This is a genomic window from Microlunatus capsulatus, assembly GCF_017876495.1.
GTDB classification, from domain to species: Bacteria; Actinomycetota; Actinomycetes; order Propionibacteriales; family Propionibacteriaceae; genus Microlunatus; species Microlunatus capsulatus.
Map to the genome: position 1 here is coordinate 3,648,886 of NZ_JAGIOB010000001.1, position 25,481 is coordinate 3,674,366.

25 protein-coding genes and 1 riboswitch are annotated in these 25,481 nt (G+C 74.7%); of the genes, 14 read left to right on the forward strand and 11 right to left on the reverse strand.

Annotated elements, in window-relative coordinates; genetic code table 11:
- The first annotated feature begins 60 nt into the window (after nt 1–60).
- The 5 genes from gap (at nt 61) to JOF54_RS16955 (ending at nt 3,987) form a co-directional block, all read left to right on the forward strand.
- Complete coding sequence (gap, locus tag JOF54_RS16935) at nt 61–1,065, forward strand: type I glyceraldehyde-3-phosphate dehydrogenase (RefSeq protein ID WP_210057936.1); 1,005 nt, start codon at nt 61–63, stop codon at nt 1,063–1,065.
- A gap of 116 nt (nt 1,066–1,181) precedes the next feature.
- Nucleotides 1,182–2,390 (forward strand): phosphoglycerate kinase, encoded by a 1,209-nt coding sequence (locus JOF54_RS16940; protein ID WP_210057938.1) that lies wholly within the window; start codon nt 1,182–1,184, stop codon nt 2,388–2,390.
- A gap of 5 nt (nt 2,391–2,395) precedes the next feature.
- A complete protein-coding gene (gene tpiA, locus JOF54_RS16945; RefSeq protein WP_210057940.1) occupies nt 2,396–3,184 on the forward strand; it encodes a triose-phosphate isomerase in 789 nt (262 codons plus the stop codon).
- A gap of 89 nt (nt 3,185–3,273) precedes the next feature.
- Nucleotides 3,274–3,519 (forward strand): preprotein translocase subunit SecG, encoded by a 246-nt coding sequence (secG, locus tag JOF54_RS16950; protein WP_210059660.1) that lies wholly within the window; start codon nt 3,274–3,276, stop codon nt 3,517–3,519.
- A 108-nt stretch (nt 3,520–3,627) separates the two neighbouring features.
- Nucleotides 3,628–3,987 carry an RNA polymerase-binding protein RbpA gene (locus tag JOF54_RS16955; protein ID WP_210057943.1) on the forward strand — a complete coding sequence of 120 codons (360 nt, stop codon included), beginning with the start codon at nt 3,628–3,630 and terminating at the stop codon, nt 3,985–3,987.
- 198 nt (nt 3,988–4,185) lie between these two features.
- Here JOF54_RS16955 and pgl read toward each other — a convergent pair whose 3' ends face one another.
- The 3 genes from pgl to tkt form a co-directional block, all read right to left on the reverse strand.
- Complete coding sequence (gene pgl, locus JOF54_RS16960) at nt 4,186–4,950, reverse strand: 6-phosphogluconolactonase (protein WP_210057945.1); 765 nt, start codon at nt 4,948–4,950, stop codon at nt 4,186–4,188.
- A gap of 87 nt (nt 4,951–5,037) precedes the next feature.
- The gene (gene tal / locus JOF54_RS16965; RefSeq protein ID WP_210057947.1) at nt 5,038–6,198 is read right to left on the reverse strand and encodes a transaldolase; all 1,161 of its coding nucleotides are present in this window, start codon (nt 6,196–6,198) and stop codon (nt 5,038–5,040) included.
- 59 nt (nt 6,199–6,257) lie between these two features.
- A complete protein-coding gene (tkt, locus tag JOF54_RS16970; RefSeq protein ID WP_307804304.1) occupies nt 6,258–8,453 on the reverse strand; it encodes a transketolase in 2,196 nt (731 codons plus the stop codon).
- Between the two features lie 364 nt (nt 8,454–8,817).
- On the opposite strand from tkt, the gene JOF54_RS16975 reads away from it, so the two are divergent.
- The 5 genes from JOF54_RS16975 (at nt 8,818) to araA (ending at nt 13,741) form a co-directional block, all read left to right on the forward strand.
- On the forward strand, nt 8,818–9,699 hold the full coding sequence (locus JOF54_RS16975) for a heme o synthase (RefSeq protein ID WP_372443527.1): 882 nt from the start codon (nt 8,818–8,820) through the stop codon (nt 9,697–9,699).
- Nucleotides 9,700–9,721: 22 nt separating this feature from the next.
- Complete coding sequence (locus tag JOF54_RS16980; protein ID WP_210057951.1) at nt 9,722–10,246, forward strand: 2'-5' RNA ligase family protein; 525 nt, start codon at nt 9,722–9,724, stop codon at nt 10,244–10,246.
- A gap of 52 nt (nt 10,247–10,298) precedes the next feature.
- Nucleotides 10,299–11,360 carry a LacI family DNA-binding transcriptional regulator gene (locus JOF54_RS16985; RefSeq protein WP_210057953.1) on the forward strand — a complete coding sequence of 354 codons (1,062 nt, stop codon included), beginning with the start codon at nt 10,299–10,301 and terminating at the stop codon, nt 11,358–11,360.
- Between the two features lie 103 nt (nt 11,361–11,463).
- Nucleotides 11,464–12,141 (forward strand): L-ribulose-5-phosphate 4-epimerase, encoded by a 678-nt coding sequence (locus JOF54_RS16990; RefSeq protein WP_210057955.1) that lies wholly within the window; start codon nt 11,464–11,466, stop codon nt 12,139–12,141.
- A 100-nt stretch (nt 12,142–12,241) separates the two neighbouring features.
- Nucleotides 12,242–13,741, forward strand: a complete 1,500-nt coding sequence (gene araA / locus JOF54_RS16995) for an L-arabinose isomerase (protein ID WP_210057956.1) — start codon at nt 12,242–12,244, stop codon at nt 13,739–13,741.
- Here araA and JOF54_RS17000 read toward each other — a convergent pair.
- Nucleotides 13,717–14,715 (reverse strand): epimerase, encoded by a 999-nt coding sequence (locus JOF54_RS17000; protein WP_210057958.1) that lies wholly within the window; start codon nt 14,713–14,715, stop codon nt 13,717–13,719. The two genes, araA and JOF54_RS17000, sit on opposite strands and share 25 nt — an antisense overlap.
- Complete coding sequence (locus tag JOF54_RS17005; RefSeq protein ID WP_210057960.1) at nt 14,712–16,010, reverse strand: serpin family protein; 1,299 nt, start codon at nt 16,008–16,010, stop codon at nt 14,712–14,714. Before JOF54_RS17005 ends, JOF54_RS17000 begins: the two co-directional genes overlap by 4 nt.
- Before the next feature lie 322 nt (nt 16,011–16,332).
- On the opposite strand from JOF54_RS17005, the gene JOF54_RS17010 reads away from it, so the two are divergent.
- Complete coding sequence (locus JOF54_RS17010; protein WP_210057962.1) at nt 16,333–17,673, forward strand: reverse transcriptase family protein; 1,341 nt, start codon at nt 16,333–16,335, stop codon at nt 17,671–17,673.
- Nucleotides 17,674–17,682: 9 nt separating this feature from the next.
- On the opposite strand, the gene JOF54_RS17015 is transcribed toward JOF54_RS17010, so the two are convergent.
- Nucleotides 17,683–18,006 (reverse strand): DMT family transporter, encoded by a 324-nt coding sequence (locus JOF54_RS17015; RefSeq protein ID WP_210057964.1) that lies wholly within the window; start codon nt 18,004–18,006, stop codon nt 17,683–17,685.
- A 16-nt stretch (nt 18,007–18,022) separates the two neighbouring features.
- Nucleotides 18,023–18,088: riboswitch (guanidine-III (ykkC-III) riboswitch) on the reverse strand.
- Between the two features lie 47 nt (nt 18,089–18,135).
- On the opposite strand from JOF54_RS17015, the gene JOF54_RS17020 reads away from it, so the two are divergent.
- On the forward strand, nt 18,136–19,080 hold the full coding sequence (locus JOF54_RS17020; RefSeq protein WP_210057966.1) for a phosphotransferase: 945 nt from the start codon (nt 18,136–18,138) through the stop codon (nt 19,078–19,080).
- 10 nt (nt 19,081–19,090) lie between these two features.
- Here JOF54_RS17020 and JOF54_RS17025 read toward each other — a convergent pair whose 3' ends face one another.
- Together JOF54_RS17025 and JOF54_RS17030 are read right to left on the reverse strand one after the other, a co-directional pair.
- The gene (locus JOF54_RS17025) at nt 19,091–20,440 is read right to left on the reverse strand and encodes a flotillin family protein (RefSeq protein ID WP_210057968.1); all 1,350 of its coding nucleotides are present in this window, start codon (nt 20,438–20,440) and stop codon (nt 19,091–19,093) included.
- Between the two features lie 94 nt (nt 20,441–20,534).
- Nucleotides 20,535–21,050 (reverse strand): hypothetical protein, encoded by a 516-nt coding sequence (locus JOF54_RS17030; protein ID WP_210057970.1) that lies wholly within the window; start codon nt 21,048–21,050, stop codon nt 20,535–20,537.
- 578 nt (nt 21,051–21,628) lie between these two features.
- Between JOF54_RS17030 and JOF54_RS17035 the strand changes: the two genes are divergently transcribed.
- Nucleotides 21,629–22,714 (forward strand): fatty acid desaturase family protein, encoded by a 1,086-nt coding sequence (locus JOF54_RS17035; RefSeq protein ID WP_210057972.1) that lies wholly within the window; start codon nt 21,629–21,631, stop codon nt 22,712–22,714.
- 21 nt (nt 22,715–22,735) lie between these two features.
- On the opposite strand, the gene JOF54_RS17040 is transcribed toward JOF54_RS17035, so the two are convergent.
- Complete coding sequence (locus JOF54_RS17040; RefSeq protein ID WP_210057974.1) at nt 22,736–23,302, reverse strand: histidine phosphatase family protein; 567 nt, start codon at nt 23,300–23,302, stop codon at nt 22,736–22,738.
- Nucleotides 23,303–23,410: 108 nt separating this feature from the next.
- Between JOF54_RS17040 and JOF54_RS17045 the strand changes: the two genes are divergently transcribed.
- Complete coding sequence (locus tag JOF54_RS17045; protein WP_307804308.1) at nt 23,411–24,775, forward strand: serine hydrolase domain-containing protein; 1,365 nt, start codon at nt 23,411–23,413, stop codon at nt 24,773–24,775.
- Here the strand turns inward: JOF54_RS17045 and JOF54_RS17050 are convergent.
- Together JOF54_RS17050 and JOF54_RS17055 are read right to left on the reverse strand one after the other, a co-directional pair.
- Complete coding sequence (locus JOF54_RS17050) at nt 24,712–25,083, reverse strand: hypothetical protein (RefSeq protein WP_210057975.1); 372 nt, start codon at nt 25,081–25,083, stop codon at nt 24,712–24,714. The two genes, JOF54_RS17045 and JOF54_RS17050, sit on opposite strands and share 64 nt — an antisense overlap.
- A 32-nt stretch (nt 25,084–25,115) precedes the next feature.
- On the reverse strand, nt 25,116–25,454 hold the full coding sequence (locus JOF54_RS17055; RefSeq protein WP_210057977.1) for a DUF8129 domain-containing protein: 339 nt from the start codon (nt 25,452–25,454) through the stop codon (nt 25,116–25,118).
- Between the last annotated feature and the right edge of the window lie 27 nt (nt 25,455–25,481).

The following is a 25,481-nucleotide window of genomic DNA, read 5'->3' on the forward strand; positions in this document are numbered from 1 at the left end:
GTTAGGGTGGGAGACGCCTCCTGCACAGGGGGCTCGTCTCATATCGAGGAGAACGCATTCATGACCGTTCGTGTGGGTATCAACGGCTTCGGCCGCATCGGCCGCAACTTCTTCCGCGCTGTGCAGGCCTCCGGCGCCGACGTCGAGGTGGTCGCCTTCAACGACCTCGGCTCTGACGACACCCAGGCGCACCTGCTGAAGTACGACTCGATCCTCGGCCGCCTCGGCCAGCCGGTCTCCGTCGTCGACGGCGGCATCCAGGTGGGCGACAAGGTCATCAAGTCCTACGCCGAGAAGGACCCGTCCGCGCTGCCGTGGGGCGAGATCGGCGCCGACGTCGTCATCGAGTCGACCGGCTTCTTCACCGACGGCACCAAGGCCAAGGCCCACCTCGACGGCGGCGCCAAGAAGGTCATCATCTCCGCGCCGGCCAAGAACGACGACTTCACCGTCGTCATGGGTGTCAACGACGGGGACTACGACCCGGCCTCGCACCACATCATCTCCAACGCCTCCTGCACCACGAACTGCCTGGCGCCGATGGCCAAGGTCCTCAACGACGAGTTCGGCATCGTCAAGGGCCTGATGACCACCATCCACGCCTACACCCAGGACCAGAACCTGCAGGACGGCCCGCACTCCGACCTCCGTCGCGCCCGCGCCGCCGCCCTCAACATCGTCCCCACCTCCACCGGTGCGGCCAAGGCCATCGGCCTGGTGCTGCCGGAGCTCAAGGGCAAGCTCGACGGCTACGCGCTGCGCGTCCCGGTGCCCACGGGCTCGGCGACCGACCTGACCTTCGAGGCCGGCCGCGAGACCAGCGCCGACGAGGTCAACGCCGCCATCAAGGCCGCGGCCGAGGGCTACCTCAAGGGCTACCTGCTCTACACCGAGGACCCGATCGTCTCCTCCGACATCGTCACCGACCCGCACTCCTGCATCTTCGACGCCGGCCTGACCAAGGTCATCGGCAACCAGGTGAAGGTCGTCGGCTGGTACGACAACGAGTGGGGCTACTCCAACCGCCTCGTCGACCTGGTGAAGCTGGTCGGCAGCTCGCTCTGAGCTGACCCACCCGGCGCCCGCCCCCGGGCGGCGCCACCCGAGCTCGTCCACCGCACCTGAGCCTGTCGAGGGGTCCTGCCCCTCGACGGGCTCAGGGCACGTGAAGGGAACTCTGCATGAAGACCATCGCCGACCTCGGTGACCTGCGCGGCCAGCGCGTGCTCGTCCGCTGCGACCTCAACGTCCCCCTCGACGGGACCACGATCACCGACGACGGCCGGATCCGTGCCTCGGTGCCGACGCTGACCGCGCTCCGCGACGCCGGGGCCAAGGTCGTCGTGCTGGCCCACCTCGGCCGTCCGAAGGGGCAGGTGAACCCCCAGTACTCGCTGGCGCCCGCCGCCGCCCGGCTGGGCGAGCTGCTCGGCATGGACGTCCACCTGGCCTCCGACGTGGTCGGGGAGTCCGCGCAGGCCACGGTCGCCGCGCTCGCCGACGGCGAGGTCGCGATGCTGGAGAACGTGCGCTACGAGCCGGGCGAGGAGTCCAAGGACGAGGCGGTCCGCGGCGAGCTGGCCGACCGCTACGCCGCGCTCGGCGACGCCTTCGTCTCCGACGGCTTCGGCGTGGTCCACCGCAAGCAGGCCTCGGTCTACGACCTGGCCTCCCGGCTGCCCGCCGCCGCCGGCGGGCTCGTCGAGGCCGAGGTGCAGGTGCTGCGCCGGCTGACCGAGGAGCCGCAGCGGCCCTACGTCGTCGTGCTCGGCGGCGCGAAGGTGTCCGACAAGCTCGCGGTCATCGCCAACCTGCTCAAGACCGCCGACACCCTCGTGGTGGGCGGCGGGATGGTCTTCACGTTCCTGGCCGCGCAGGGCCACGAGGTGGGCAAGTCCCTCCTCGAGGCCGACCAGATCGAGACGGTCAAGGGCTACCTCGACGAGGCCGCGGCGACGGGCAAGCAGATCGTGCTGCCCTCCGACGTCGTCGTGGCACCCGACTTCAAGGCCGACGCGCCGCCCACCGTGGTCGCCGCCGACGCCATCCCCGCCGACCAGCTGGGCCTCGACATCGGTCCGGAGTCGTCGCGGGCGTTCGCCGCCGTCATCGCGCAGGCGCGGACCGTGTTCTGGAACGGCCCGATGGGCGTCGCCGAGTGGGAGGCCTTCGCCGGCGGCACCCGCGCCGTCGCCCAGGCCCTCACCGAGGTCGACGGCCTGTCGGTCGTCGGCGGCGGGGACTCCGCGGCTGCCGTGCGCGACCTCGGCTTCGCCGACGACGACTTCGGCCACATCTCCACCGGCGGCGGCGCCAGCCTGGAGTACCTGGAGGGCAAGACCCTGCCGGGGCTCGCCGTGCTCGACACCACCGACGCTGGGAAGGCGTGAACCCGATGACCCGCAAGCCCCTGATGGCCGGCAACTGGAAGATGAACCTGACCCACGTCGAGGCGACGGGTCTGGTGCAGAAGCTGGCCTGGACCCTGAGCGACAAGAAGTGGGACCCGGAGCGCTCCGAGGTCGTCGTGCTGCCCCCGTTCACGGACCTGCGCACGGTGCAGACCCTCGTCGAGGGCGACCGGCTGAAGATCGGCTACGGCGCCCAGGACCTCTCGGCCCACGTGAAGGGCGCCTACACCGGTGAGGTGTCGGTCGAGATGCTGGCCAAGCTGAACTGCGCCTACGTCACCGTCGGCCACTCCGAGCGCCGCGAGTACCACCGCGAGGATGACGCCCTCGTCAACGCCAAGACCCTGCGCGCGCTGAGCGGCGGCGTCACGCCGATCGTCTGCGTCGGCGAGGGCCTCGACGTCCGGCAGGAGGGCGAGCAGGTCCCGCACTGCCTCGCCCAGGTCCGCGCCGCCCTCACCGACGTGCCGGCCGAGCAGGTGGCCGGCCTCGTCATCGCCTACGAGCCCGTCTGGGCCATCGGCACCGGCGAGGTCGCGACGCCGGAGGACGCCCAGGAGGTGTGCGGGGCCATCCGCACGCTGGTGGGGGAGCTCTACACCGCCGAGGTCGCCGACGCCGTCCGCGTGCTCTACGGCGGCTCGGTCAAGTCGGGCAGCGTCGCGGCCATCATGGCCCAGCCCGACGTCGACGGCTGCCTGGTCGGCGGCGCGAGCCTGCTGGTGGACGAGTTCGCCGCCATCGCGCGCTTCTACGACCTGCCCGCCGTCTGAGGCCCGTCCGCCGCGCCCGTGCGCTCCTCGCGCACGGTTCCGATCGCCGTCTGGTGAGTTAGGCTACGTCCGTGTTTTTCGTGCCCCTGATGACCGTGCCGATCACGATCTTCTCGATCGTGCTGGTGATCACCAGCGTCGTCCTCGCCCTCTTCGTGCTCATGCACAAGGGTCGCGGAGGTGGCCTCTCCGACCTCTTCGGCGGCGGGATCTCCTCCTCGATGGGCGGGTCGTCGGTGGCGGAGCGCAACCTGGACCGGCTGACGATCATCGTCGCGGTCATCTGGCTCGCGGCCATCGTGGCCCTGGGCCTGCTCTACAAGCTCGGCGCCTGACGCCGGGGCGCGGCGGGGGGCTGCGCTGGAGGTAGGACACGCACGATCCGGCGGTGTGCGCGCCGGGGCACGGCCCACAGGAACAGCAGGGACAGCGAGGGAGTCAACGTGGCTGGTGGTGGCAGCGCCATCCGGGGGAGCCGGGTCGGGGCGGGACCGATGGGGGAGGCCGAGCGGGGCGACACCGCGCCGCGGCTGTACATCTCCTACTTCTGCGCCCGTGGGCACGAGACGCGGCCGGCCTTCGCCGCCGACGCCACCGTGCCGGAGACGTGGGACTGCCCGCGCTGCGGGCTGTCGGGCAACCGGGACTCGCTGAACCCGCCGCCGCCCACGAAGATCGAGCCGTACAAGACACACCTCGCCTACGTGAAGGAGCGTCGCAGCGACGCCGAGGCGGCCGACATCCTCAGCGAGGCGCTGCAGACCCTCCGCGACCGCCGCGCGCGCGGCGACGTCATCTACTGACGGATCACCGCTGGGCCTGAGCGCGACGCACCCGCCCGGGGTGACGCCGAGCTCGCCCACCGCGGCCTGAGCTGGATTTACCATGGCCCGAGCTCGCCGGGGCCCTTCGACGAGCTCAGGGAGCGGGGACGCTCCCGACCACCGCGGCCTGAGCTTGTCGAAGGCCCTCGACGGGCTCAGGCAGCGGTGTGACGCTCGTCAGAACCGCCCGTGCTGCGCCAGGTCCGGCGGCAGCTCGGAGGCGGCCGCGCGGTCGAGCAACCAGAGCGTGCGGTGCTGGCCGTGGGCGCCCGCCCCGGGCACCTGCACCGGACCGGCGCCCTGCAGGGCCAGCGCCGTCGCCGCGGCCTTGTCCTCCCCGCTGACCAGGAACCAGACCTCGGCCGAGGCGTTGACGACCTCCAGGGTCAGGCTGATCCGGTCCGGCGGCGGCTTGGGGGAGTTGCGGACGGCGATGACCCGGCCCTCCGCGTGCGAGGACGGGTGCTCGGGGAACAGCGACGCCACGTGCCCGTCGGGGCCGAGCCCCAGCAGGCAGACGTCGAAGCGGGTGCCGCCCAGCTCGCGCGCGTAGGCGTCCGCGGCGTCGTCGAGGTCGGTGCCGGCGTCGGCGGCCGGCATGACGTGCACCCGCTCGGCGGCCAGGCCCAGCGGCCGCAGCAGCTCCAGCACGGGCTCGGCGTTGCGGTCGTCGTCACCGGCGGGGACGAAGCGCTCGTCGCCCCACCACAGCTCCACCCGGCCCCAGTCGACGGCGGACGAGCGGCCCTCCTCGGCCAGCCGGCCGTAGGCCTTCGTGGCGATCCGGCCGCCGGTGAGGCAGAGCTGCGGGACGCGGCCCTCGCCCTGGATCTCGGCGAGCCGGGCCAGCAGCCGGGCGGCGAGCGCCTCGGCCACCGCGTCCGCGTCGGCGTGCAGCAGGATCTCCGGGGCGGGCGCGGAGTCGACGTCGGGCTGGGTCATGCGGACCTCCGGGGTGGGGCGGGGGAGAGCGTCGGACAGGGGTGCGGGCCGTCACCGGGGAGCACCCGGTGACGGCCCGCGCCGTGCCTACTGCGAGTCGTGCGTGACGTCGGGGTCGGCCGACTCGCCCGGGCTCTTGCCCTTCTCGGCGTCGTCGAGGGCGGTCTGCACCGTCTCGACGAGCTCGTCCCAGGACTTGTCGAACTTCTCGAGGCCCTCGCGCTCGAGGACCTCCACGACGTCGTCGAAGTCGACGCCCACCGCGGCCAGCCGGTCGATGACCTGCTGGGCCTCCTCGGCGGTGCCGCTCACCTTGTCGCCCTGCACCTCGCCGTGGTCGGCGAAGGCCTGCAGCGTCTTCTCCGGCATGGTGTTGACCGTGCCGGCGACGACGAGCTCGGCGACGTAGAGCGTGTCCGGCAGGTCGGGGTCCTTGACCCCGGTCGACGCCCACAGCGGCCGCTGCCGGTTGGCGCCCTGGGCCTCCAGGGCCGCCCAGCGCTCGGAGCTGAACTCCTCCTCGTAGAGGGCGTAGGCCAGCCGCGCGTTGGCCAGGGCCGCCTGGCTCTTGAGCGCCTGCGCCTCGTCGGTGCCGACGGTGTCGAGCCGCTTGTCGACCTCGCTGTCGACCCGGGAGACGAAGAACGACGCCACGGAGTGGATCTTCGACAGGTCGTGGCCGTTGGCCGCCGCCTGCTCCAGGCCGGTCAGGTAGGCGTCGATGACCCCGCGGTAGCGCTCGAGGGCGAAGATCAGCGTCACGTTCACGCTGATGCCCTCGGCGATCGAGCGGGCGATCGCGGGCAGGCCCTCGACCGTCGCCGGGATCTTGATGAGCACGTTGGGCCGGTCGACGATCTTGAAGAGGTCGGCGGCCTCGCTGACGGTGCCCTCGGTGTCGCGGGCCAGACCCGGCTCGACCTCGATCGAGACCCGGCCGTCGTAGCCGTCCGACGCCGCGTAGGTGTCGGCGAAGACGTCGCAGGCGTGCCGGACGTCGTCGGTGGTCAGCGCCTTGATGGCGTCGCCCACGTCGGACCCGCTGGCGGCCAGCTCGCGCATCTGGTCGTCGTACTGCTCGCCCTTGGCCAGGGCCGAGGCGAAGATCGTCGGGTTGGTGGTGACACCCACCACCGACGACGACGCCACCAGCTCGGCCAGGTTGCCGGTCTTCAGGCGCTCGCGGGACAGGTCGTCGAGCCAGATGGAGACCCCCGCGTCGGCGAGGGCTTTCAGACGGTCACTCATGGTTCCTCCAGGGATGGAGAGAGGGGTCGTGCTGGATGACAGCAGTGCTCAGTCGTGGGTCAGCTGGTGGTGACGCCCGGGTCCTCTTCGAGGTCCGCCGGCGCCTTCGGGCCGCTGGCGGCGGCGTGGGTGGGGGCGGCGTCGCCCTGCGCGGCCTCGAGGCTCTCGTGCGCCGCCGCGGCCACCGTGGCGCCGCTGAAGCCGAACTCCTCGAAGAGCTTCGCGCCCGAGGCGCTCGCGCCGTAGTGGTTGATGCTGATGATCCGCCCGGCGTCGCCGACGATGTCGCGCCAGCCCTGGCTCACCCCGGCCTCGACGCTGACCCGCGCCTTGACGGCCGGCGGGATGACGCTGTCGCGGTACTCCCGGTCCTGCTCGTCGAACCACTCGCGGCAGGGCATGGAGACGACGCGGGCGCTGATGCCCTCGCCCGCCAGCTGCTCCTGCGCGGCCAGGGCGTACTGGACCTCGGACCCGGTGCCGACGAGCACCACGTCCGGGGCGCCCTCGGCGTCCTTGAGCACGTAGGCGCCCTTGGCGACCCCGGAGGTGTCGGCGTAGCCCTCGGCGCCGCGCGGCACGATCGGCAGGTTCTGCCGGCTGAGGATGAGGCCGGCGGGGCGGTCGCCGTTCTTGAGGATCTGCGCCCACGCGGCCGCCGTCTCGTTGGCGTCGGCGGGCCGGACGACGTCCAGGCCGGGGATCGCGCGCAGCGCGGCGAGGTGCTCGATGGGCTGGTGGGTCGGGCCGTCCTCGCCGAGGCCGATCGAGTCGTGGGTCCAGACGTAGGTGACGGGCACCCGCATCAGCGCCGACAGCCGCACCGCGCCGCGCATGTAGTCGCTGAAGGTGAGGAAGGTGCCGCCGTAGGGACGGGTCCCGCCGTGCACCTTGATGCCGTTCATGATCGCGCCCATGGCGTGCTCGCGGATGCCGAAGTGCAGCACCCGGCCGTAGGGCCCGCCCGAGAAGGCCTTGGTCTGGCGGTCGGTCGGCAGGAAGCTCGGCTCGCCCTCGGGGGTGGTGTTGTTGGACTCGGCGAGGTCGGCCGAGCCGCCCCACAGCTCGGGCATCACCGGGGCGAGGGCGCTGAGCACCTTGCCCGAGGCGGCGCGGGTGGCGACGCCCTTGGGGTCGGCGTCCCAGCTGGGCAGCGCGTCCTCCCAGCCGGGGCTCAGCTCGTCGGCGACGAAGCGCTCGTAGAGGGCCTTGCCCTCGGGGTTGGCCTCGGCCCACGTCTGGAAGGACTTCTCCCACTCCGCCTGGGCCTGCGCGCCGCGGTCCCGCAGCTCGCGGGTGTGGGCGATGACGTCGTCGGCGACCTCGAAGGTCTGCTCCGGGTCGAAGCCCAGCAGCGCCTTGGTCGCCTTGATCTCGTCCTCGCCCAGCGCCGAGCCGTGCGCCTTGCCGGTGCCCTGCTTCTTCGGGGCGGGCCAGCCGATGATCGTCCGGAGGCTGATGAAGCTGGGCCGGTCGGTGACGCCGCGGGCGGTCTCCAGCGCGTCGGCCAGGGCCTTGAGGTTCTCCTGGTACTGCGTCTCGCCGTTGGTCCAGTCGATGGTCTGGACGTGCCAGCCGTAGGCCTCGTAGCGCGCGGCGACGTCCTCGGTGAGGGCGATGTTGGTGTCGTCCTCGATGGAGATCCGGTTGTTGTCGTAGATCAGCGTCAGGTTGTCGAGCCGCTGGGTGCCGGCGAGGGAGGAGGCCTCGGAGCTGATGCCCTCCTCGATGTCGCCGTCGGAGGCCAGCACGTAGACGTGGTGGTCGAACGGGGAGGTGCCGGGGGCGGCGTCGGGGTCGAGCAGGCCGCGCTCGCGGCGGGCGGCCATGGCCATCCCGACGGCGTTGGCGATGCCCTGGCCCAGCGGCCCGGTGGTGATCTCGACGCCGGTCGTGTGGCCGTACTCCGGGTGGCCCGGGGTCCTGGAGTCCCAGGTGCGCAGGGCCTTGAGGTCGTCGAGCTCGAGGCCGAAGCCGCCGAGGTAGAGCTGGATGTACAGCGTCAGGCTGGAGTGGCCGCAGGAGAGGACGAAGCGGTCCCGGCCCGGCCAGTGGGCCTCGGCGGGGTTGTGCCGCATCTCCTTCTGGAACAGCAGGTAGGCGACGGGCGCCAGGCTCATCGCGGTGCCGGGGTGGCCGTTGCCGACCTTCTGCACGGCGTCGGCGGCGAGCAGGCGGACCGTGTCGACGGCCTTGGTGTCGAGGTCGGTCCAGCCCTCGGGGACGACGGCGGTGGAGGCAGAGGTGTCGGTCACGGGATGGTGGTCCTTCCGAACTGCGCTGACGGCTTCTCCGTCGGCCACGAACGCCTCCGACACTATCGCCGCGGGCGCCCGCCCCGGTACGGGGCTCCCGGGGCGCGGACGGCCCCGTGACCTTCGCCACCCCGCCCGCGTGACCGCCGTGGCGGCGGCCGCCCCGGGGCGCGGCCGGGGTGGAGTTCGGGGAGCCCCGTCATAGACTCGCCGAGGTGCGCCCCGGACGGGGAGCCGGGCGAGCGAGTGAAGAGGGCGAGTGACGAGCATCGACGTGGGCCGGGCCGCGGCCGAGGACCGCAGCGCGTCGACCGACCTCGCCGACCGGTCGGGCCTCGGCGGCCAGGACGGCCACGCGGTCAGCCTGCGCGACGTCCTCGGTGCCTACGTCGGCCTCACCAAGCCACGCATCATCGAGCTGCTGCTCGTCACCACCGTGCCCGCGATGTTCCTCGCCGCCGGCGGCGTCCCGCCGCTGCTGCTCGTGCTGAGCACGATGATCGGGGGCTGCCTGGCGGCCGCCAGCGCGAACGTCATCAACTGCGTCCTGGACCGCGACATCGACGAGCAGATGCGCCGCACCCGGCGCCGCCCGCTGCCCCGGCACGCGGTGGGCCCGGCGGCCGCCGCCGTCTTCGGCGCCGTGCTGGGCGTGGCCGCGACGCTGTGGCTGGGCTTCTTCGTCAACTGGCTCTCGGCCCTGCTGGCCCTGGGCGCCAACGCCTTCTACGTCGTCGTCTACACGATGCTGCTCAAGCGGCGGACCTCCCAGAACATCGTCTGGGGCGGGATCGCCGGCTGCTTCCCGCCGCTGATCGGCTGGACCGCCGTCACCGGCGAGGTGGCGCTGGCCCCGTTCGTGCTGTTCGCCATCGTCTTCTTCTGGACGCCGCCGCACACCTGGGCGCTGGCCTTCCGCTACCGCGAGGACTACGCCGCGGCCCAGGTGCCGATGCTGCCCGTCGTCGCGCCCGCCCCGGCCGTCGCCGCACGGATCCTGGCCTACTCCGTGGTCACCGTGGCGGTCTCGCTGGCCCTGTGGCCCGTCGCCGGCACCGGCTGGCTGTACCCGGTGGTGGCCGCGCTGACCGGCGCCGCCCTCATCTGGGAGTCGGTCCAGCTGCTGGTCCGTGCCCGGCGCGGGCTGACCGACGCCGCGCTGAAGCCGATGCGGCTGTTCCACTGGAGCAACTCCTACCTCGCGCTCGTCTTCGTCGCCGCCGCGGTCGACCCGCTGCTGCGCTGAGCACCACCCGGAGGACGCCGCGGTGACCCAGTCCGTCGAGCTCCTCCTCGACCGGGACGCCGAGCAGGCGGTCCGGGTGCTCTGGGCGCGGCTCGCCGAGGCGGACCTGCCGACCGAGCAGCGGACCACCCCCAGCCCCAGCCACCGCCCGCACGTCACGCTGTTCGCCGGCGACGCGCTGGCCGAGGGGGCCGACGACGCCCTGCCCGGCCTGCTCGCCGGGTTGGACCGGCCCCTCCGGCTCGGTGGCCTGCTCGCCTTCGGCCCGCGGAAGGGGAGCGTGGTGCTGGCCCGCCAGGTCGTCGTCGACGCCGCGCTGCTGGCCCTGCAGACGAGGGTGGCCGCCGTCTGCGGCGCCGATCCCGACGGGCACTTCGGCCCCGGCCGGTGGACGCCGCACGTCACCCTGGCCCGACGGGTCCCGGTCGCGCAGCTGTCGGCGGTGGTGGCCGCGCTCGGCGAGCTGCCCGAGCTGACGGCGTCCAGCCGGCGCTGCCGCCGCTGGGACAGCGTGCAGCGGGAGACCTGGGAGCTCACCGGGCGCTGAGCGGCCGCGCCGTGACCCGGTCCGGCGTGCACGACCGGTTAGGCTGCCCGGCATGTCCTCCGACGACCCCGCTGCGGGAGCCGCCGGTCGGGCCCCCGGCATGCTGGACGTCGCCCGGCTCGCCGGCGTCTCCCACCAGACCGTCTCCCGGGTGCTCAACGACCACCCGAGCGTCCGGCCCGAGACCCGGGTGCGGGTCGAGACGGCGATCCGCGAGCTGGGCTACCGCCGCAACTCCGCCGCCCGCGCCCTGGCCACCCGGCGCAGCAGCACCGTCGGCCTGCTGACGGCCACGTCCAACCGCAGCGGTCCCGTCTCCACCCTGGTCGCCGTCGAGCAGGCCTCCCGGGCCGCCGGCCTGTGGGTGAGCGTGGCCAGCCTCAGCGTCTACGACCCCGAGTCGGTGCGTTCCGCGCTCGACCACTTCCTCGACCAGGGCGTCGACGGGATCATCGTCATCGCCCCCGTCGAGGAGGCCGTCCAGGTCGCCTCCGCCGTCGCCCTCGACGTGCCGGTGGTCATCGTGGCCCCGCGGGTCGAGGCGGGCAGCCGGGCCCTGGCCGTCGCGGTCGACCAGCGGCACGGCGCCCGGCTGGTCGTCCGGCACCTCGCCGGCCTGGGCCACACCCGGATCGCCCACGTCGCCGGCCCCGTCGGCTGGCTGGACGCCATCGAGCGCGAGGGCGGCTGGCGCGAGGAGCTCGCGGCCCTCGGGCTGGACGCGCCGGACACCGTCCGGGGGGACTGGACCGCGGCCAGCGGCTACGCGGTGGCCCGCGACCTCGACCCGGGCGCGACGGCGGTCTTCGCCTCCAACGACCAGATGGCCCTGGGCCTGGTCCGGGCGCTCGTCGAGCAGGGCCGCCGGGTGCCCGAGGACGTCTCGGTCGCTGGCTTCGACGACATCGAGACCGCCGGCTTCGCGCTGCCCCCGCTGACCACCGTCCGGCAGGACTTCGCCGAGCTGGGGCTGGCTGCGGTCCGCACCCTGGTGGGCCGGATGGCTGGTGAGCCGGCCCCGCCCGCGACGCTGGTCCAGCCCGTCCTGCAGGTCCGGGCCAGCACGGGCCCGCCCCCGTCGGGGCCGGCCGTCGACGTCGGTGGACCGGGTTGACCGGTATGAGTGTGAACGTTAACATCGGCCCGGGCCGCTGCCGATCCGCGCGGCCCCGTGACGAGAGGACAGCCACCGTGCCGCACCAGGACCGGACCGCCGCATGAGCATCGCGAGCGAGGTCGACGACGTCATCACCCGGGTCCGGCGCGAGGTGGCGGCCCTGCACGCCGAGCTGCCGCGCAACGAGCTGGTGGTGTGGACCGCCGGCAACGTCTCGGCCCGCGTGCCGGGTCGCGACCTGCTGGTCATCAAGCCGTCCGGGGTGAGCTACGACGAGCTGACGCCCGAGACGATGGTCGTCTGCGACCTGCAGGGCCGGCTGGTCGAGGGGGAGCGCTCGCCGTCCTCCGACACCGCCGCCCACGCCTACGTCTACGCGCAGATGCCCGAGGTCGGCGGGGTGGTGCACACCCACTCCACCTACGCGACCGCCTGGGCCTCGCGCGGTGAGGCCGTGCCCTGCGTGCTGACGATGATGGCCGACGAGTTCGGCGGGGAGATCCCCGTCGGGCCGTTCGCGCTGATCGGCGACGACTCCATCGGCCAGGGCATCGTCGAGACGCTGCGCCGGTACCGCTCGCGCGCCGTGCTCATGCAGAACCACGGCCCCTTCACCGTCGGCGCGACGGCGAAGGCCGCGGTCAAGGCCGCCGTCCTCTGCGAGGAGGTGGCCCGCACCGTGCACATCGCCCGGCAGCTGGGCGAGCCGCTGCCCATCCCGCAGGACGACGTCGACCGGCTCTACGACCGCTACCAGAACGCCTACGGCCAGCGCTGAGCGCCGGTCCCCGGGCACGCGCCACCAGCACTGCGCACCACCAGCACCTCGCACCACCAGCACCCGCACCGCACCCCGACCCGAAGGATCACCGCCGACCATGACCTCCACCCCCCGCGTCTGGTTCCTGACCGGCAGCCAGGGCCTCTACGGCCCCGAGACCGTCGCCCAGGTCGAGCAGCAGTCGCGCCAGATCGTCGACCAGCTGAACGAGGGCCGTGACCTCGGCCTACCCGTCGAGTGGCGGTCCGTGCTCACCGACTCCACCTCGATCCACCAGACGGTGCTGGCCGCGAACGCCGACCCCGACGTCGTCGGCGTCATCGCCTGGATGCACACGTTCTCGCCGGCCAAGATGTGGATCACCGGGATGGACGCGCTGCGCACGCCGTTCCTGCACCTGCACACGCAGGCCAACGTGTCGCTGCCGTGGTCCGAGATCGACATGGACTTCATGAACCTCAACCAGGCCGCCCACGGCGACCGGGAGTTCGGCTACATCCAGACCCGGCTCGGGGTCGCCCGCAAGACCGTCGTCGGGCACGTCTCCGACCCGGCCGTCCGGGCCCGCGTCGCCGCCTGGCAGCGCGCGGCCGTCGGCGCCGCCGCCGTCCGCTCGCTGAAGCTGGCCCGGTTCGGGGACAACATGCGCGACGTGGCCGTCACCGAGGGCGACAAGGTCGAGGCGCAGCTGCGCTTCGGCGTCTCGGTCAACACCTACGGCGTCAACGACCTGGTGGAGGCCGTCGACGGCGCCCCCGAGCAGGCCGTCGACGACCTGGTGGCCGAGTACGCCGACCTCTACGACCTCGCTCCCGAGCTGGCCGTGGGCGGCGACCGGCACGACTCCCTGCGCTACGGCGCGCGGATCGAGGCGGGGCTGCGGGCGTTCCTGACCGCCGGCGGTTTCGGCGCCTTCACCACGAACTTCGAGGACCTGGGCGGGCTCCGCCAGCTGCCCGGCCTGGCCGTGCAGCGGCTGATGGCCGACGGCTACGGCTTCGGCGGTGAGGGCGACTGGAAGACCTCGGTCATGCTGCACACCATCAAGGCGATGGGTGCCGGTCTGCCGCAGGGGACGTCGTTCATGGAGGACTACACCTACCACCTGGGCCCGGGCACCCCGAAGATCCTCGGCGCGCACATGCTCGAGGTCTGCCCGACGATCGCCGCCGGCCGTCCCCGGGTCGAGATCCACCCGCTGGGCATCGGCGACCGGGAGGACCCGGTCCGCCTCGTCTTCGACGCCGCCACCGGCCCCGCCGCCGTCGTCGGCATCTGCGACCTGGGCGACCGGTTCCGGCTGGTGCTCAACGAGGTCGACGTCGTCGACCCCGACGAGCCGCTGCCCAAGCTCCCCGTGGCCCGCGCCGTCTGGGAGCCGAAGCCCTCGCTGTCCACCTCCGCGGAGGCCTGGCTGATGGCCGGCGGCCCGCACCACACGGTGCTGTCGCAGGCGGTCGGCACCGAGGAGCTGACCGACTTCGCCCGGATGGTCGGGGTGGAGCTGCTGGTCATCGACGGCGCCACCACCAGCCGCGACTTCGGCAACGAGATCCGCTGGAACCAGGCCGCCTACCGGCTCGGGATGGGCTTCTGACCGCTCGCTGACCCGGGACCGACCAGGGCGCCCACCGCGGCGTCCAGGTCGGTCCAGGTGAAGCGGAAGCCCGCGTCCAGCAGGGCGGTCGGGACGGCCCAGCGGCTCTTCAGCAGCAGCTCGGACTCCTGGCGGAGCAGCCACATCCCCGGCTCGAGCAGCCAGCGGGGCACCGGCACGCCGACGGGCATCCCGACCGCGCGGCGCAGCGCCGCCATCAGCCCGCGGTTCGTCCCGGCCACCGGGGCGGCCAGGTTGACCGGCCCGGACAGGTCGTGGTCCTCCAGGAAGGCCATCGCGGCCAGCAGGTCGTCGACGTGGATCCAGCTGAACCGCTGCTCGCCGTGCGTGCGGCCGTGCGGCGCGGCGGGGCCCGTGGCGTCGGCGCCGATCCCGTCGTAGCGGTGGTGGGGGAACCACCAGCCGTCCAGCTGCGGCCCGCCGAAGCCGGTCCGGGCCGCCCGGGCCAGCATCGTCAGCGCGGGCCCGTCGCCCAGCACGATCGCCATCCGCAGGGCCACCCGGCGGGTGCCGGGCAGCGCGCCGGCGAAGAGCTCCCGCTCCCAGGCCCGGGCCACGTCGACGGAGAAGCCCGCGCCCAGCTCGCCGTCCGCCTCGGACTGCGGCCGGTCGGTCGCGTGCCGGTAGATGGTCGCGGTGCTGGCGTTCAGCCACAGCCGTGGCGGGTCCGCGGCGGCGCTGACGGCCCGGTGCAGGGCCGCCGTGGTGGCCACCCGGGAGTCGTGGATGACGGCGCGGTTGCGCGCGGTGTAGCGGCAGCCGACGCTCCGGCCGGCGAGGTTGACGACCAGGTCGGACCCGTCCACGAGGGCCGCGAGCCGGTCGGGCTGGTCCCAGCGCGCGTCCGGCCCGGTCCGTCCGACGACGACCACGTCGTGCCCGCGGGCGGCGAGGTCGGCGGCGACCAGCGGCCCGAGGAAGCCCGAGGCCCCGGCCAGGACCGCCCGGCTCACGAGGCCGCCGCCGTCGGGTCGACGACCTGGACGAGCAGCAGCGGCAGCCCGGTCTCCACGTCGTGCAGGCAGGCCAGGTAGGGCCGGTCCAGGGTCAGCTCCAGCGGCGTCGAGGGGGCGCTGACCGGCTCCATCGTCACCCCGGTGGCCGCGGCCGCCTCCAGCCCCTCCTCGTCGAGTGCCAGCCAGCCCTGGTGCTGCACCGCGGCCACCAGCAGCCGCTCGGCGCGGGTCATGCCGTCGAACTCGGCCTCGGGGGTGAAGGCGCGGCGCATCCCCAGGCGCCGCAGCGCGTCGGTCAGCTCGAGCGCGGTGCGCAGCTCGACGGGCGGCATCCGCAGGGCGACGCCGCGGTCCGGCTCCCGGCGCAGCAGGTTCGCGAGGCCGTCCCCGCGCAGGGCGGGGCGCAGCGTGGCGAGGTCCACGTCGGGCCGGATGACGGTGAGCGCCAGCTCGTCCCCGGCCAGCGGCACCCGGGCCGCCGTCCAGCCCTCGCCGATGGCGCCGCCCCCGGGGAGCACCGTCGCCATCGACGGCACCGTCACGGGCCCCCCGGGCGCGGCGAACTCCAGCGGCCCGCCCGGGTCGAAGGCCTTCCGCCACGGCGCGCGGACGTGCAGGGCGTTCGCGAGCACCATCCGGGTGCCGGGCCGGACCGACCCCTCGGGCATCAGCTCCTCGATGCGGTCGTGGGTCTGGTCCGCCACCCAGGCGTTGACCGCCCGCCGGGCCGCCTCGGGATCGCCGGCGAGGTCGGTCTCGGACACCCCGGTGCCGAACCACGCCGCGAGGTCCTCGAGGAACGGCCTCTCCCAGGCCGAGCCCTGCTGCCCCCAGACCCGGTTCGCGGTGTCGAGCACGACCGTCGTCTTCTTCCCGGCGGCGTTCTCCCGCCGCCCCGACCGCGTCCCCAGCAGCTGGTCGAGGGCGCTCAGGCCCGGCCCCAGGGCGGCCAGGTCGGGCAGGTGCAGGGCGGCGTCCATCTCCTCAGCCGTGGTGCCGGTCGCGCCGTACCGGACCATGGCCAGGGCCACCAGCACCGACCAGGGCGAGCAGACGAGGTTCCCCTCCTCGCCGACGGCGTCGAGCAGGTCCGCGCCGAAGGCGCCCACCGCGTCCACCAGCGCGGGGACCCGAGCGGGGTCGCCCGGCCGACGGGCGACGTCCGCGGCGACCAGGTCGCCGCCCGCGGCGGCGCAGCCGGCCAGGCCGCCGGCCCCGGCCAGGGCGGCGAGCCCGCCGAGGGCCAGCAGGGTGCGGCGGGGGAGCAGGACGTCCGCGGTCCGGGGACTCATGGCCCGCAGGCTAGGCGCGGCGGAGGGCGCGCAGCCAGGGCGGGGCGCCGGTCGACGCCGCATCGTGACCGGACGGCTGGCGGGCCGGGGCCGCGGTGGTCCACGATGGGCCGGGTGAGGTGGTGCTACCGGCGAGACACGGTCCCTCCGTGGACCGGCGCCCGAGGAACCCTCCGGTGACAGCACGTCGACCCTGCCGCAGGACCGCAGGTGCACGCCTGCGCTCCGCGCAGCTCGGCACCCGCACCCGCACGACCGGTCGCCCGGCACCACCTCACGCCCCGGGCCGCGGCCGTGCGCTCCTCCGGACCGCGGACGCCCGGTGAGGCGCGCCGACCCCGTCGCGCACGTCGCCCGGGCGCTGGCGTGGGCCTTCCTGGCCGCGCCCGCCTGGACCGAGCCGGAGCTGCGCCGCTCGGCCTGGACGACCCTGGGCCGACGGCACCGCTGGGTCACCCCGCTGGTCCGGCTCGCGCTCGTGGTGCACCGGACCGCACCGACGGGGCAGCCCGCCGAGCTGGCGCGGCTGCTGGCCGGCACCGACGAGCTTCCGGCCGCGCTGCACCGGGCCGCCCGCCGCGGCGCCCCCGTCCGGGTCCGGGTGGTCCCGGCCGTGCCGGCTCGGACCGCTTCCCCGCGCTGGCCCGTGCCGGAGGTGGCGGGCGCGCCGGACCTCGCCCGGCTGCTCGGCGTGCCCCTGGAGCAGTTGGACTGGCTGGCCGACGCCCAGGGCCGGCAGCGCCGCACCCCCGCCGGGCCGCTGCACCTCTACCGCTACCGCTGGGTCGAGCGGCCGGGCGCCGTCCCGCGGCTGCTCGAGGCGCCGACGCCGCTGCTGCGGCACGTCCTGCGCCGGCTGCTCGACGAGGTGCTGGTCTGGGTGCCCGCCCACCCCGCGGCGCACGGCTTCGTCCGCGGTCGCAGCGCGCTGAGCCACGCCCGGCTGCACGTCGGTGCCGCGCAGGTGGTGTCGCTGGACCTGCGGCACTTCTTCGCGGCGGTGACCGCGGCGCGGGTGCGGGGGCTGTGGACGCTGGTCGGCTACCCCGAGGGCGTCACCGCCCTGCTCACCGGGCTGACAACGCACCGCACCCCGGTGCACGTGCTGACGGCGATGCCCCCGGGCGGCGACGCCAGCGCGCGGCACCTGCTGCGCGCGCGTCTGCGCGCCCCGCACCTCCCGCAGGGCGCGGCGAGCTCTCCGGCGCTGGCCAACCTCGCGTGCGCCCGGCTCGACCGCCGCCTCGCCGGCTACGCCGCGGCGCTGGGCGCGACGTACAGCCGCTACGCCGACGACCTGACCATCTCCGGACCCGCCGACCTCGCCGCGCCCCGGCTGGTCCGCGCGGTGTCGGCCGTCGTCGTCGAGGAGGGCTTCGCGGTGAACCCGGCCAAGACGCGGGTGCAGCGGTCCTCGGCCCGTCAGCAGGTCACCGGCGTCGTGGTCAACGCCCGGACGAGCGTGCCGCGGGAGGAGGAGGACCGGCTGCGGGCCGTCCTGCACGACGCCGTCCGGAACGGCCCCGACGCGGCGAACCGGGCTGCCGTCCCCGATTTCCGGGCGCACCTCGAGGGCCGGGTGGGCTGGGTGAGCGCGGTCAACCCCGTCCGCGGGGCCCGGCTCCGTCGACAGCTGGACGCGGTGGTCTGGCCCGGGCGCTGAGCCGTCGGCTCAGTGGCTGTCGCCCACGAGCTTCAGCCCGATGACGCAGCCGACGAGGCCGAGGATCAGCAGCACCTTGACCAGCGAGACGGGCTCGGTCCCCGTCAGCATGGCCCAGGTGACGGTGCCCGCGGCCCCGATGCCCACCCAGACCGCGTAGGCCGTCCCGGTCGGCAGGTCGCGGAGGGCGAAGCCGAGACCGGCCATGCTCAGCAGCAGGGCGACGCCGAAGACGACGGTGGGCACCAGCCGGGAGAAGCCCTCCGAGCGGCCGAGGGCCGTGGCCCACACCGCCTCCAGGACCCCGGCGACCACGAGCACGATCCAGGCCATGACGACCCCACCTCCTGCACGCCAGTCTTGTCGCTGTCCGGGTACTGGGTGGCCTCGTCCGGCGGCGTGCTGACGCCGTCCCGGCAGCCTAGCCGAGGACCCCGGTCCGGTCAGCCCTAGAGTCCCCGGGTGGGAACCGCAACCGACGCACCGTCCGCCGCCCCCGGGCCGGACGACCTGGCCGCCGCGTTCGGCCTGGTCGACGTCGGTCCGGGCTCGCTGTCGCCCTGGTCGGCGGTGTTCCGCGCGACCGCGCCGGGCGGCGCCCCCGTCGTGGTGAAGCGGACCGCGCACCGGGCGGAGAACGCCCGGGCCATGGCGGGCTGGACCACCGCCGCGGCGGCCGCCGGGTTCCCGGTGGTGGCCCCGGTGCCGCTGGCCGTGGACAACCCCCAGCGGGTGGGTGAGGACTGGTGGGTGGTCTACCCGTGGGTGGAGGGCGAGGTCTACCGGGGCGCGCGGGAGCAGGTGCGCCAGGCCGGCGACCTGCTGGGCCGCCAGCACGCCCTGGCCGTCGACGCGTCCGCTCTGCGCGGGTACCGGTGGCCCGACGTCGACCCCGATGCCGTGGCCGCCGAGCTGGCGGCGCTGGCCGGGCGGGTGCCGGAGCCGGAGCTGCTGGCCGACCTTGCCGGCCGCTGGGCGCGGCAGCTGCCGGCGCTGCGCTCGGCCGGGCTGCCCGCCGCCGGGGTCAGCAGCGACTTCAAGGCCGTGAACCTCGTGTGGGCGGGCACCCGCGGCCCGGTGCTGGTCGACCCGGACAACGGGGGCCGCGAGCCCCGCCTGTTCGACCTGGCCCTCGCGGTGCTGCTGTTCCACCACGAGTGCCCCACCGCCCCCGGCCGGCTCTTCGACGCGGGGGAGTGGGCCACCTTCCGCGACGCCTACCGCGCCCACGTCCGGCTGGACGCCGCCGAGCAGCGGCTCTGGGCCGAGACCGTCGACCACCTGCTCTGGGAGGAGGGCAGCTGGGCCCTCGCCGACCAGGACGACGACGCCTGGGCCGACCCGCGGCAGGGGGCCTTCCTCCGGGACCTGGCCACGACGCGGCTGGACCGGTTCCCGCTGACCTGAGCGAGCGGGGTCAGCCCACCCGGCCGTCGAGCGGCTCGTCGTGGTGGCCGTCCACGACGACCGGGGCCGGGGTGGCCGGGGCCGGCGGCTGCGTCCGGTCCGAGGCGACGCGGTTGACCAGCTGGCGCAGGTCGACGCCCGTCATCTTCTCCAGCATGGTCACGGTGTCGTTGACGTTGCCGGCGATGTTGCGGGACAGCTGGCCGGCTCCGTCGTTGGAGATGACGGTCAGGTCCTTGATGTTGCCGTAGGGCGCCGCCAGCTCGCGCGCGATCTTGGGCAGCACCTCGACGAGCCGGTCGATGACGGCGGCGTCGTTGAACTGCTGGTACGCCTCGGCCTTCGCCTGGACGGCGGCCGCCTCCGCGCGTCCCGCGGCCTCCAGCGACTCCGCCTCGGCGAGGCCGTCGGCCCGGCGGGCCTCCGCCTCGGCCCGGCGGCGGGCCAGCAGCGAGGCGGCCTCCTGCTCGGCCTGGTACTTCGCGGCGTCGGCCGGGCGGCGCACCTCGGTGTCGAGCTGGCGCTCCTTGAGCTCGGCCTGCCGGACGGCGACCTGCTCCTCGCGCTGGATGATCGCCTGCCGCTGCTCGGCCTGGGCCAGCGGCCCGGCCGCGTCGGCGGCGGCCTGCCGGGCGTCGGTCTGCTCCTTGAGCTCGGCGCGCCGGATCGCCAGCCGCTGCTGGGCGATGGCGATGCCCTCGTCGGAGACGGCCTGCTTCTCCGCGGCCTCCTGCCGGGCGTTCGCCTCGGCGATGGCGGCCGCCTTCTCGACCTGCGCGCTCTCGGGCCGGCCGAGGTTGCGCAGGTAGTTGGTGTCGTCCTCGACGCTGGAGATCTGCAGGGTGTCGACGATCAGGCCCTGGTTGTTGAGCGACTCCAGGGCGACGTCCTGCACCGACTTCGCGAGCGCGGCCCGCTCGTGGATGATCTGCTCGACCGTGAGCGTACCGACGACCGAGCGCAGCGAGCCGGCCAGGATGTCCTGGGTGTAGCGCTCGATCTGGTCCTGCTGCTGCAGGAAGCGTTGGGCGGCCAGCCGCACGTTCTCCTCGTCACCGCCGACCTTGACCTGCGCCACCCCCTGCAGCGACAGCTTGATGCCGTTCTTGGAGATGCCCTCGACGGTCACCTGCACCGAGCGCGACGCGAGGCTCAGCGTGTAGGCCTTGTTGACGAAGGGGTAGACCACAGAGCGGGCGCCCACCACCACCTTCGACGGCTTGGTCGCGCTCCGGCCGGTGATGATCAGCGCCTCGTCGGGGCGGGCGGTGCGGTAGCTGCGGATCAGCACGACCAGCGCGATGAGGACGACGACCGCGATGACGACGGCGAGGGCGAGGGTCGTCGTGAGCTCGACCATGGTGCTCCGATCGGAGGGGGAGGGGGTCGTCCACGGTAACGGACGACGGGTCCGGCGAGGCCGTCCCGGCCTGAGAAGAGGCCGGGAATCGGTCTCAGCGGGCCACCCAGCCGTAGAAGCTGCGGAGCTCCGGGCCCCAGTCGACGACGTCGCCCCCGTCCTCGGCGTAGAAGGCCCGGACGGCCACCCGGACCTCCGCCGGCCGGCCGAGGCAGCTGCGCGGGATGCTGAGGGCGACCTCCTCGGGGCCGAAGGCGTCCGACGTCGCCCGGAACCCGTCGCAGTCCATCGCGGTGCCCCCGCTCGTGAAGCTGCCGACGCGCAGCAGCCGGGGGCCCTCGGTGTTCGGCCAGACGTCCGCCTTGTACTCGGGGCCGCTGTTGCCGGCGTCGGTGTCCAGCCAGAAGGTGGTGTGGTCGCCGATGTCGAAGGGGCCGACGAAGGCGCGGACGCCGACCTTCGTCGCGGTGTGCGACACCCGGACGCTCGTCAGGTGGGCGCCGCCGTCGGTGAACGTGCGGGTCTCGGCGTGCGCGGCTGGGGCGAGCGCGACGGTGGCGGTGAGGCAGGCCGCGGCGACGGCGGCGGCGCGGGCGGTGCGGTGGGGCACGGCGATCTCCTGGGGTCCGGGTCCCGGGGACGTCCCCCGGTCACCGGTAAGGAGCCGCGGGGCCCCGCCCTGATACGTCTCCACCCGGGTGCCGGCTGCCCGCGCGCGGACGACCGCGGTGGACGGAGCCCGGGTCTGGTGCCGACCCGGGGAGGTAGCTGAGCCCGCGGAGCACAGGGCTCGACGCGGGCTCAGCCAGCCGTGCGGCGAGAGGATCCCCCGATCGTCGGACGCCGTACGGGGTGATGCTGTCACCGGCGGATCACGGTGGATAGGACCCTGACGCGATTGTCCTCTATCGGACATGTCCTCAAGTGGACACGGTATCGCCGGCGGGAGCGAGACGGACGTGGTTGTCTTGTCCGTGAGAGGTCCGTGGTCACCTGAACCCCCGAGCAGGTGACCACGGACCTCGTGCTGTCCCCAGCATGGACCGCCCGGGCCACCGGCGCCAGGGCCCACCCCGGGACCACCCCGGTCCTGTCCTCGCGAGGCCGCCGGTCGCGGCTCCCGGGGGTACGTTGGCCGCGAGCTGCCGCCCCGCGCAGCCTTTCGCACGAGGACCGGGGGCTGCACCCATGACCACCCTTCCCGCCGTCGAGCCGCGACCCCGCGGCCGGGCCGGCCAGCGCTACGTCAGCGACTTCACCGAGCTCACCCGCCGCGTCCAGGCCGAGGGTCTGATGGGCCGGGCCTACGGCTTCTACTGGACCTGCCTGGGGGCGGCCGCGGTCGCCCTGGGCTCCCTGGTCGCCGGCATGCTCCTGCTGGGCGACAGCTGGCTGCAGCTCCTGCTCGCCGGGGCGCTGGGCGTCCTGATGGCCCAGCTCGGCTTCCTCGGCCACGAGGCGTCGCACCGGCAGATGTTCCGCTCCGCCCGCTGGAACGACTGGACGGGACGGGTGCTGTCCGGGCTGCTGGTCGGCATCAGCTACGGCTGGTGGATGCGCAAGCACACCCGCCACCACGCCAGCCCCAACCAGCTGGGCAAGGACCCCGACATCGTCAGCGGCGCGGTCGCGTTCAGCGCCGAGGCCGTCGCCTCGCGGGGGACCGTCGGGGAGTGGCTGGCGCGGCGCCAGGGCTTCTTCTACCTGCCACTGCTCGCGCTGGAGGGCCTCAGCCTGCACGTCTCGTCCGTCCGGCACCTGCTCGACAGGCAGCCCGTCCGGCACCGGTGGGTGGAGATCCTCTTCGTCGGCGTCCGGCTGGTCGGCTACCCGGTCGCCGTCTTCCTGCTGCTGCCGCCCGGGATGGCCCTCGCCTTCATCGGGGTGCAGGTCGGCGTCTTCGGCTTCCTCCTCGGCGGGGCGTTCACCCCCAACCACGTGGCCATGCCGATCGTCGACCGCGGGGTCAAGGTCGACTTCCTCCGCCGCCAGGTGCTGATGTCGCGCAACATCACCGGGGGCCCCCTCGTGCACTTCCTCATGGGCGGGCTCGCCCACCAGGTCGAGCACCACCTCTTCCCCGGGATGGCCCGGCCCCACCTGCGGCGGGCCGCGGTGCACGTCCGCCGCTACTGCGCCGAGCACGACATCCCCTACACCGAGAACACCCTCGTCGGGGCCTACCGGCACGTGCTGGGCTACCTCAACGACGTCGGGCTGCAGGGCCGGGCGGACACGTTCGCCTGCCCGCTGGCCCAGGCGCACCGGGTCTGAGCCCCGCGGCGGGGGCCGGTCTCAGCTGATCCGGAGCCAGCCGTGGCCGGCCGTCCAGGCCACCGGGTCGAAGGGGTACCAGCTGCCCTGGCCCGGCTGGTCGTGCCGGCGGTCGACGGGCTCGCGCTCCAGGTCGCACCAGAGCAGCGTCCCGACGGCGCCGTGCGCCACGAACCCGACCGCCTCGTCGCGGCCGGCCGTGTGCCGGCGCACCGCCGCGACGACCCGCTGCTGCGCGTGCCGCGCGGTCTCCCAGCCCCGGACGCTCTCGTCGGGGCGGGCGAAGAAGGCGTCGGCCACCCGTTCGAACTCCTCCGGCGGCAGGAACCCGGTCGCGCTCCGGTCGTTCTCGCCGAGCTCGGCGTCGACGGTCCAGGGCAGCCCGTGGACGGTGGCCAGCACCTCGGCGGTCTCGCAGGCCTTGCGCTCGGCGCTGCTGACCAGCCGGCTGAGTCCGGCCGTCCACGGGAGCGCCGCCAACCGCTCGGCGCGCGCCCGCCCGGCGGCCGAGAGGGACCAGCGCGTGACGTCGGTGCCGGGATCGACGGCGACCTCGGGGTGGGTGACCAGGTAGCAGGTGGGGGCCACGCCCCATCGTGGCACGCAGGGAGCGGCCCGGGGAGGGGGCTCCGGCACCGCCGCGGTGCTCCCGGCCCGGCCGCCCGGACGGGCGGGGCGGCTCGTTACGGTGCCCCGGTGACTGCTCTGCTGCCCACCACCGCTCGGGCCCTGCTGCACCGGCTCGCCGTCGCCCAGGCCGAGGGCCGCGCGCCGTCGGTCGTGGCCGGGACGGTGCGTGACGGCGCGCTGGCCTGGTCCGCCGCCCGCAGCGCCGACGGGGCCGACGGGGCCGGCGTCGAGCGGGCCTACCGGATCGGCTCGATCACCAAGACGTTCACCGCCGTCCTGGTCCTGCAGCTGCGCGACGAGGGCGCCCTGGCCCTCACCGACCCGCTGGCCGACCACGTCCCCGGGGTCGGCGGCCACGCGACCCTGCTGCAGCTGCTGGCGCACGCCGGCGGGCTGACCTCGGAGCTGCCCGGGGCCTGGTGGGAGCGGGTGCCCGGCCCGGACGCGGACGGGCTGCTCGGCGCCCTGGCGGACGAGCCGCCGCGGCTCGAGGCCGGCGCGCGGCTGCACTACTCCAACGTCGGCTTCGCGCTGCTGGGCGAGGTGGTGGCGCGCCGCTGCGGCGCCCCCTGGGAGCAGGTGCTCGAGGAGCGGCTGCTGCGCCCGCTGGGCCTGCAGCGGACCGGTCCGGCGCCGGTCGGCCCGTCCGCCGCGGGCTGGGCGGTGCACCCGCACGCCGACGTCCTGCTGCCCGAGCCGTCCGCGGCCACCGGCGCGATGGCGCCGGCGGGGGAGCTGTGGTCGACGGTGGGCGACCTCGCGCGCTGGGGCGCGTTCCTCGCGGGTGACACCGGCGACGTGCTGGACCCGGCCACGCTGGAGGAGATGCGGCAGCCCGCCGCGGTCGACGACGGCGACAGCTGGACCACCGCCTGGGGGCTGGGGCTGCAGCTGGTCCGCGCGGGGGGCCGCCGGCTCGTGGGGCACGGCGGCTCGATGCCCGGGTTCCTCGCGGGCCTGCTCGTCGAGCCCGCGACCGGCGACGGCGCGGTGGCCCTGACCAACGCGACGGCCGGGGTGCCGGTCGCCCGGCTGACCCAGGACCTGCTGGCCACCATGGCCGACCTGGAGCCCGCCCTGCCACGGCCCTGGCGCCCGGCGGCGGTGCCGGCGGACCTGCTCGCGCTCACCGGCACCTGGTACTGGGGGCCGGCGGCGTTCACGCTGGCCGTCGAGGGCGTCGACCGGCTGCGGCTCACCCCGCTGGAGGCCGGCGGCGGCCGCAGCTCGCGGTTCCGGCCGGCGGCCGACGGCGGCTGGACCGGCCTGGACAACTACTACGCGGGGGAGCGGCTCCGGGTCGTCCGTGACGCCACGGGCGCCGTCAGCCACCTCGACCTGGCGACGTTCGTGCTGACCCGGGAGCCCTACGCCCCGGCCGACGTCGTGCCCGGCGGCGTCGACCCGCGCGGCTGGCACCGTCCGGGCTGAGTGCCGGTGGGCGGGGCGTCACCGGCGGCCGGGTCGTGCCCGGTCTCCGGCTGCCAGCCGCCCAGGAACGCGAGGACGGTGGCTGCGGGCATCTCGCACGGCCGGAGCACGTCGCCGGAACCGGTGCGGTAGACGTTGGTGCTCACGACGTCCGCGCCACCCAGCTCCTCGGCGTAGATCGCGACGCTGCGGCCCTGCGCCCGGCTGGTCCGGCGCAGGCCGTAGGGACGGCCGCGGTAGCGGACCGCCGTCCAGCCCTCGGGCACCCGGTCGACCAGCGCCGGCAGGTCCTCGGGGCGCGCGTCCACGTGCCCACTGTGCCAGCGGCCTCGCGCCCCGCTCAGGTGCGCGGCTGGGCCGGGTTCGTCGGGTCGCCCTGCGACGGCGGGTTCTGCGGCGGGGCGTCGGTGCTCATCCCGGTCGCGCGCGGCGTCGCGGGGGCGGCGCCCGCCTCCGGGGCCAGGCCGGCCGGGTCGCCGCCGGACGGCTCCGCCCCGCCGGCCAGCTCCTCGAGCCGCTGGCGGAGCACCTCGGTCACCGGCAGCCGGTGGCCGTGCGCCTGCTCGTGGTCGAGCAGCGCCTGCACCCCTGCGGCGTCGAGCGTCCGGACCCGCTGGGCCAGGGCCGGCACCGGCAGGTGGTCGTAGTCGGGCAGCGGCAGGCTGTCGTGGTCGCTCATGCCCGTGCGCTACCCGCGCCCCGGTCG

Bases quoted from the DNA above. Each gene is read 5' to 3' on its own strand.
- gap (WP_210057936.1), top strand. From the start codon at position 61: ATGACCGTTCGTGTGGGTATCAACGGCTTCGGCCGCATCGGCCGCAAC.
- JOF54_RS16940 (WP_210057938.1), top strand. From the start codon at position 1,182: ATGAAGACCATCGCCGACCTCGGTGACCTGCGCGGCCAGCGCGTGCTC.
- tpiA (WP_210057940.1), top strand. From the start codon at position 2,396: ATGACCCGCAAGCCCCTGATGGCCGGCAACTGGAAGATGAACCTGACC.
- secG (WP_210059660.1), top strand. From the start codon at position 3,274: ATGACCGTGCCGATCACGATCTTCTCGATCGTGCTGGTGATCACCAGC.
- pgl (WP_210057945.1), bottom strand. From the start codon at position 4,950: ATGACCCAGCCCGACGTCGACTCCGCGCCCGCCCCGGAGATCCTGCTG.
- tal (WP_210057947.1), bottom strand. From the start codon at position 6,198: ATGAGTGACCGTCTGAAAGCCCTCGCCGACGCGGGGGTCTCCATCTGG.
- JOF54_RS16985 (WP_210057953.1), top strand. From the start codon at position 10,299: ATGTCCTCCGACGACCCCGCTGCGGGAGCCGCCGGTCGGGCCCCCGGC.
- JOF54_RS16990 (WP_210057955.1), top strand. From the start codon at position 11,464: ATGAGCATCGCGAGCGAGGTCGACGACGTCATCACCCGGGTCCGGCGC.
- araA (WP_210057956.1), top strand. From the start codon at position 12,242: ATGACCTCCACCCCCCGCGTCTGGTTCCTGACCGGCAGCCAGGGCCTC.
- JOF54_RS17005 (WP_210057960.1), bottom strand. From the start codon at position 16,010: ATGAGTCCCCGGACCGCGGACGTCCTGCTCCCCCGCCGCACCCTGCTG.
- JOF54_RS17015 (WP_210057964.1), bottom strand. From the start codon at position 18,006: ATGGCCTGGATCGTGCTCGTGGTCGCCGGGGTCCTGGAGGCGGTGTGG.
- JOF54_RS17025 (WP_210057968.1), bottom strand. From the start codon at position 20,440: ATGGTCGAGCTCACGACGACCCTCGCCCTCGCCGTCGTCATCGCGGTC.
- JOF54_RS17035 (WP_210057972.1), top strand. From the start codon at position 21,629: ATGACCACCCTTCCCGCCGTCGAGCCGCGACCCCGCGGCCGGGCCGGC.
- JOF54_RS17055 (WP_210057977.1), bottom strand. From the start codon at position 25,454: ATGAGCGACCACGACAGCCTGCCGCTGCCCGACTACGACCACCTGCCG.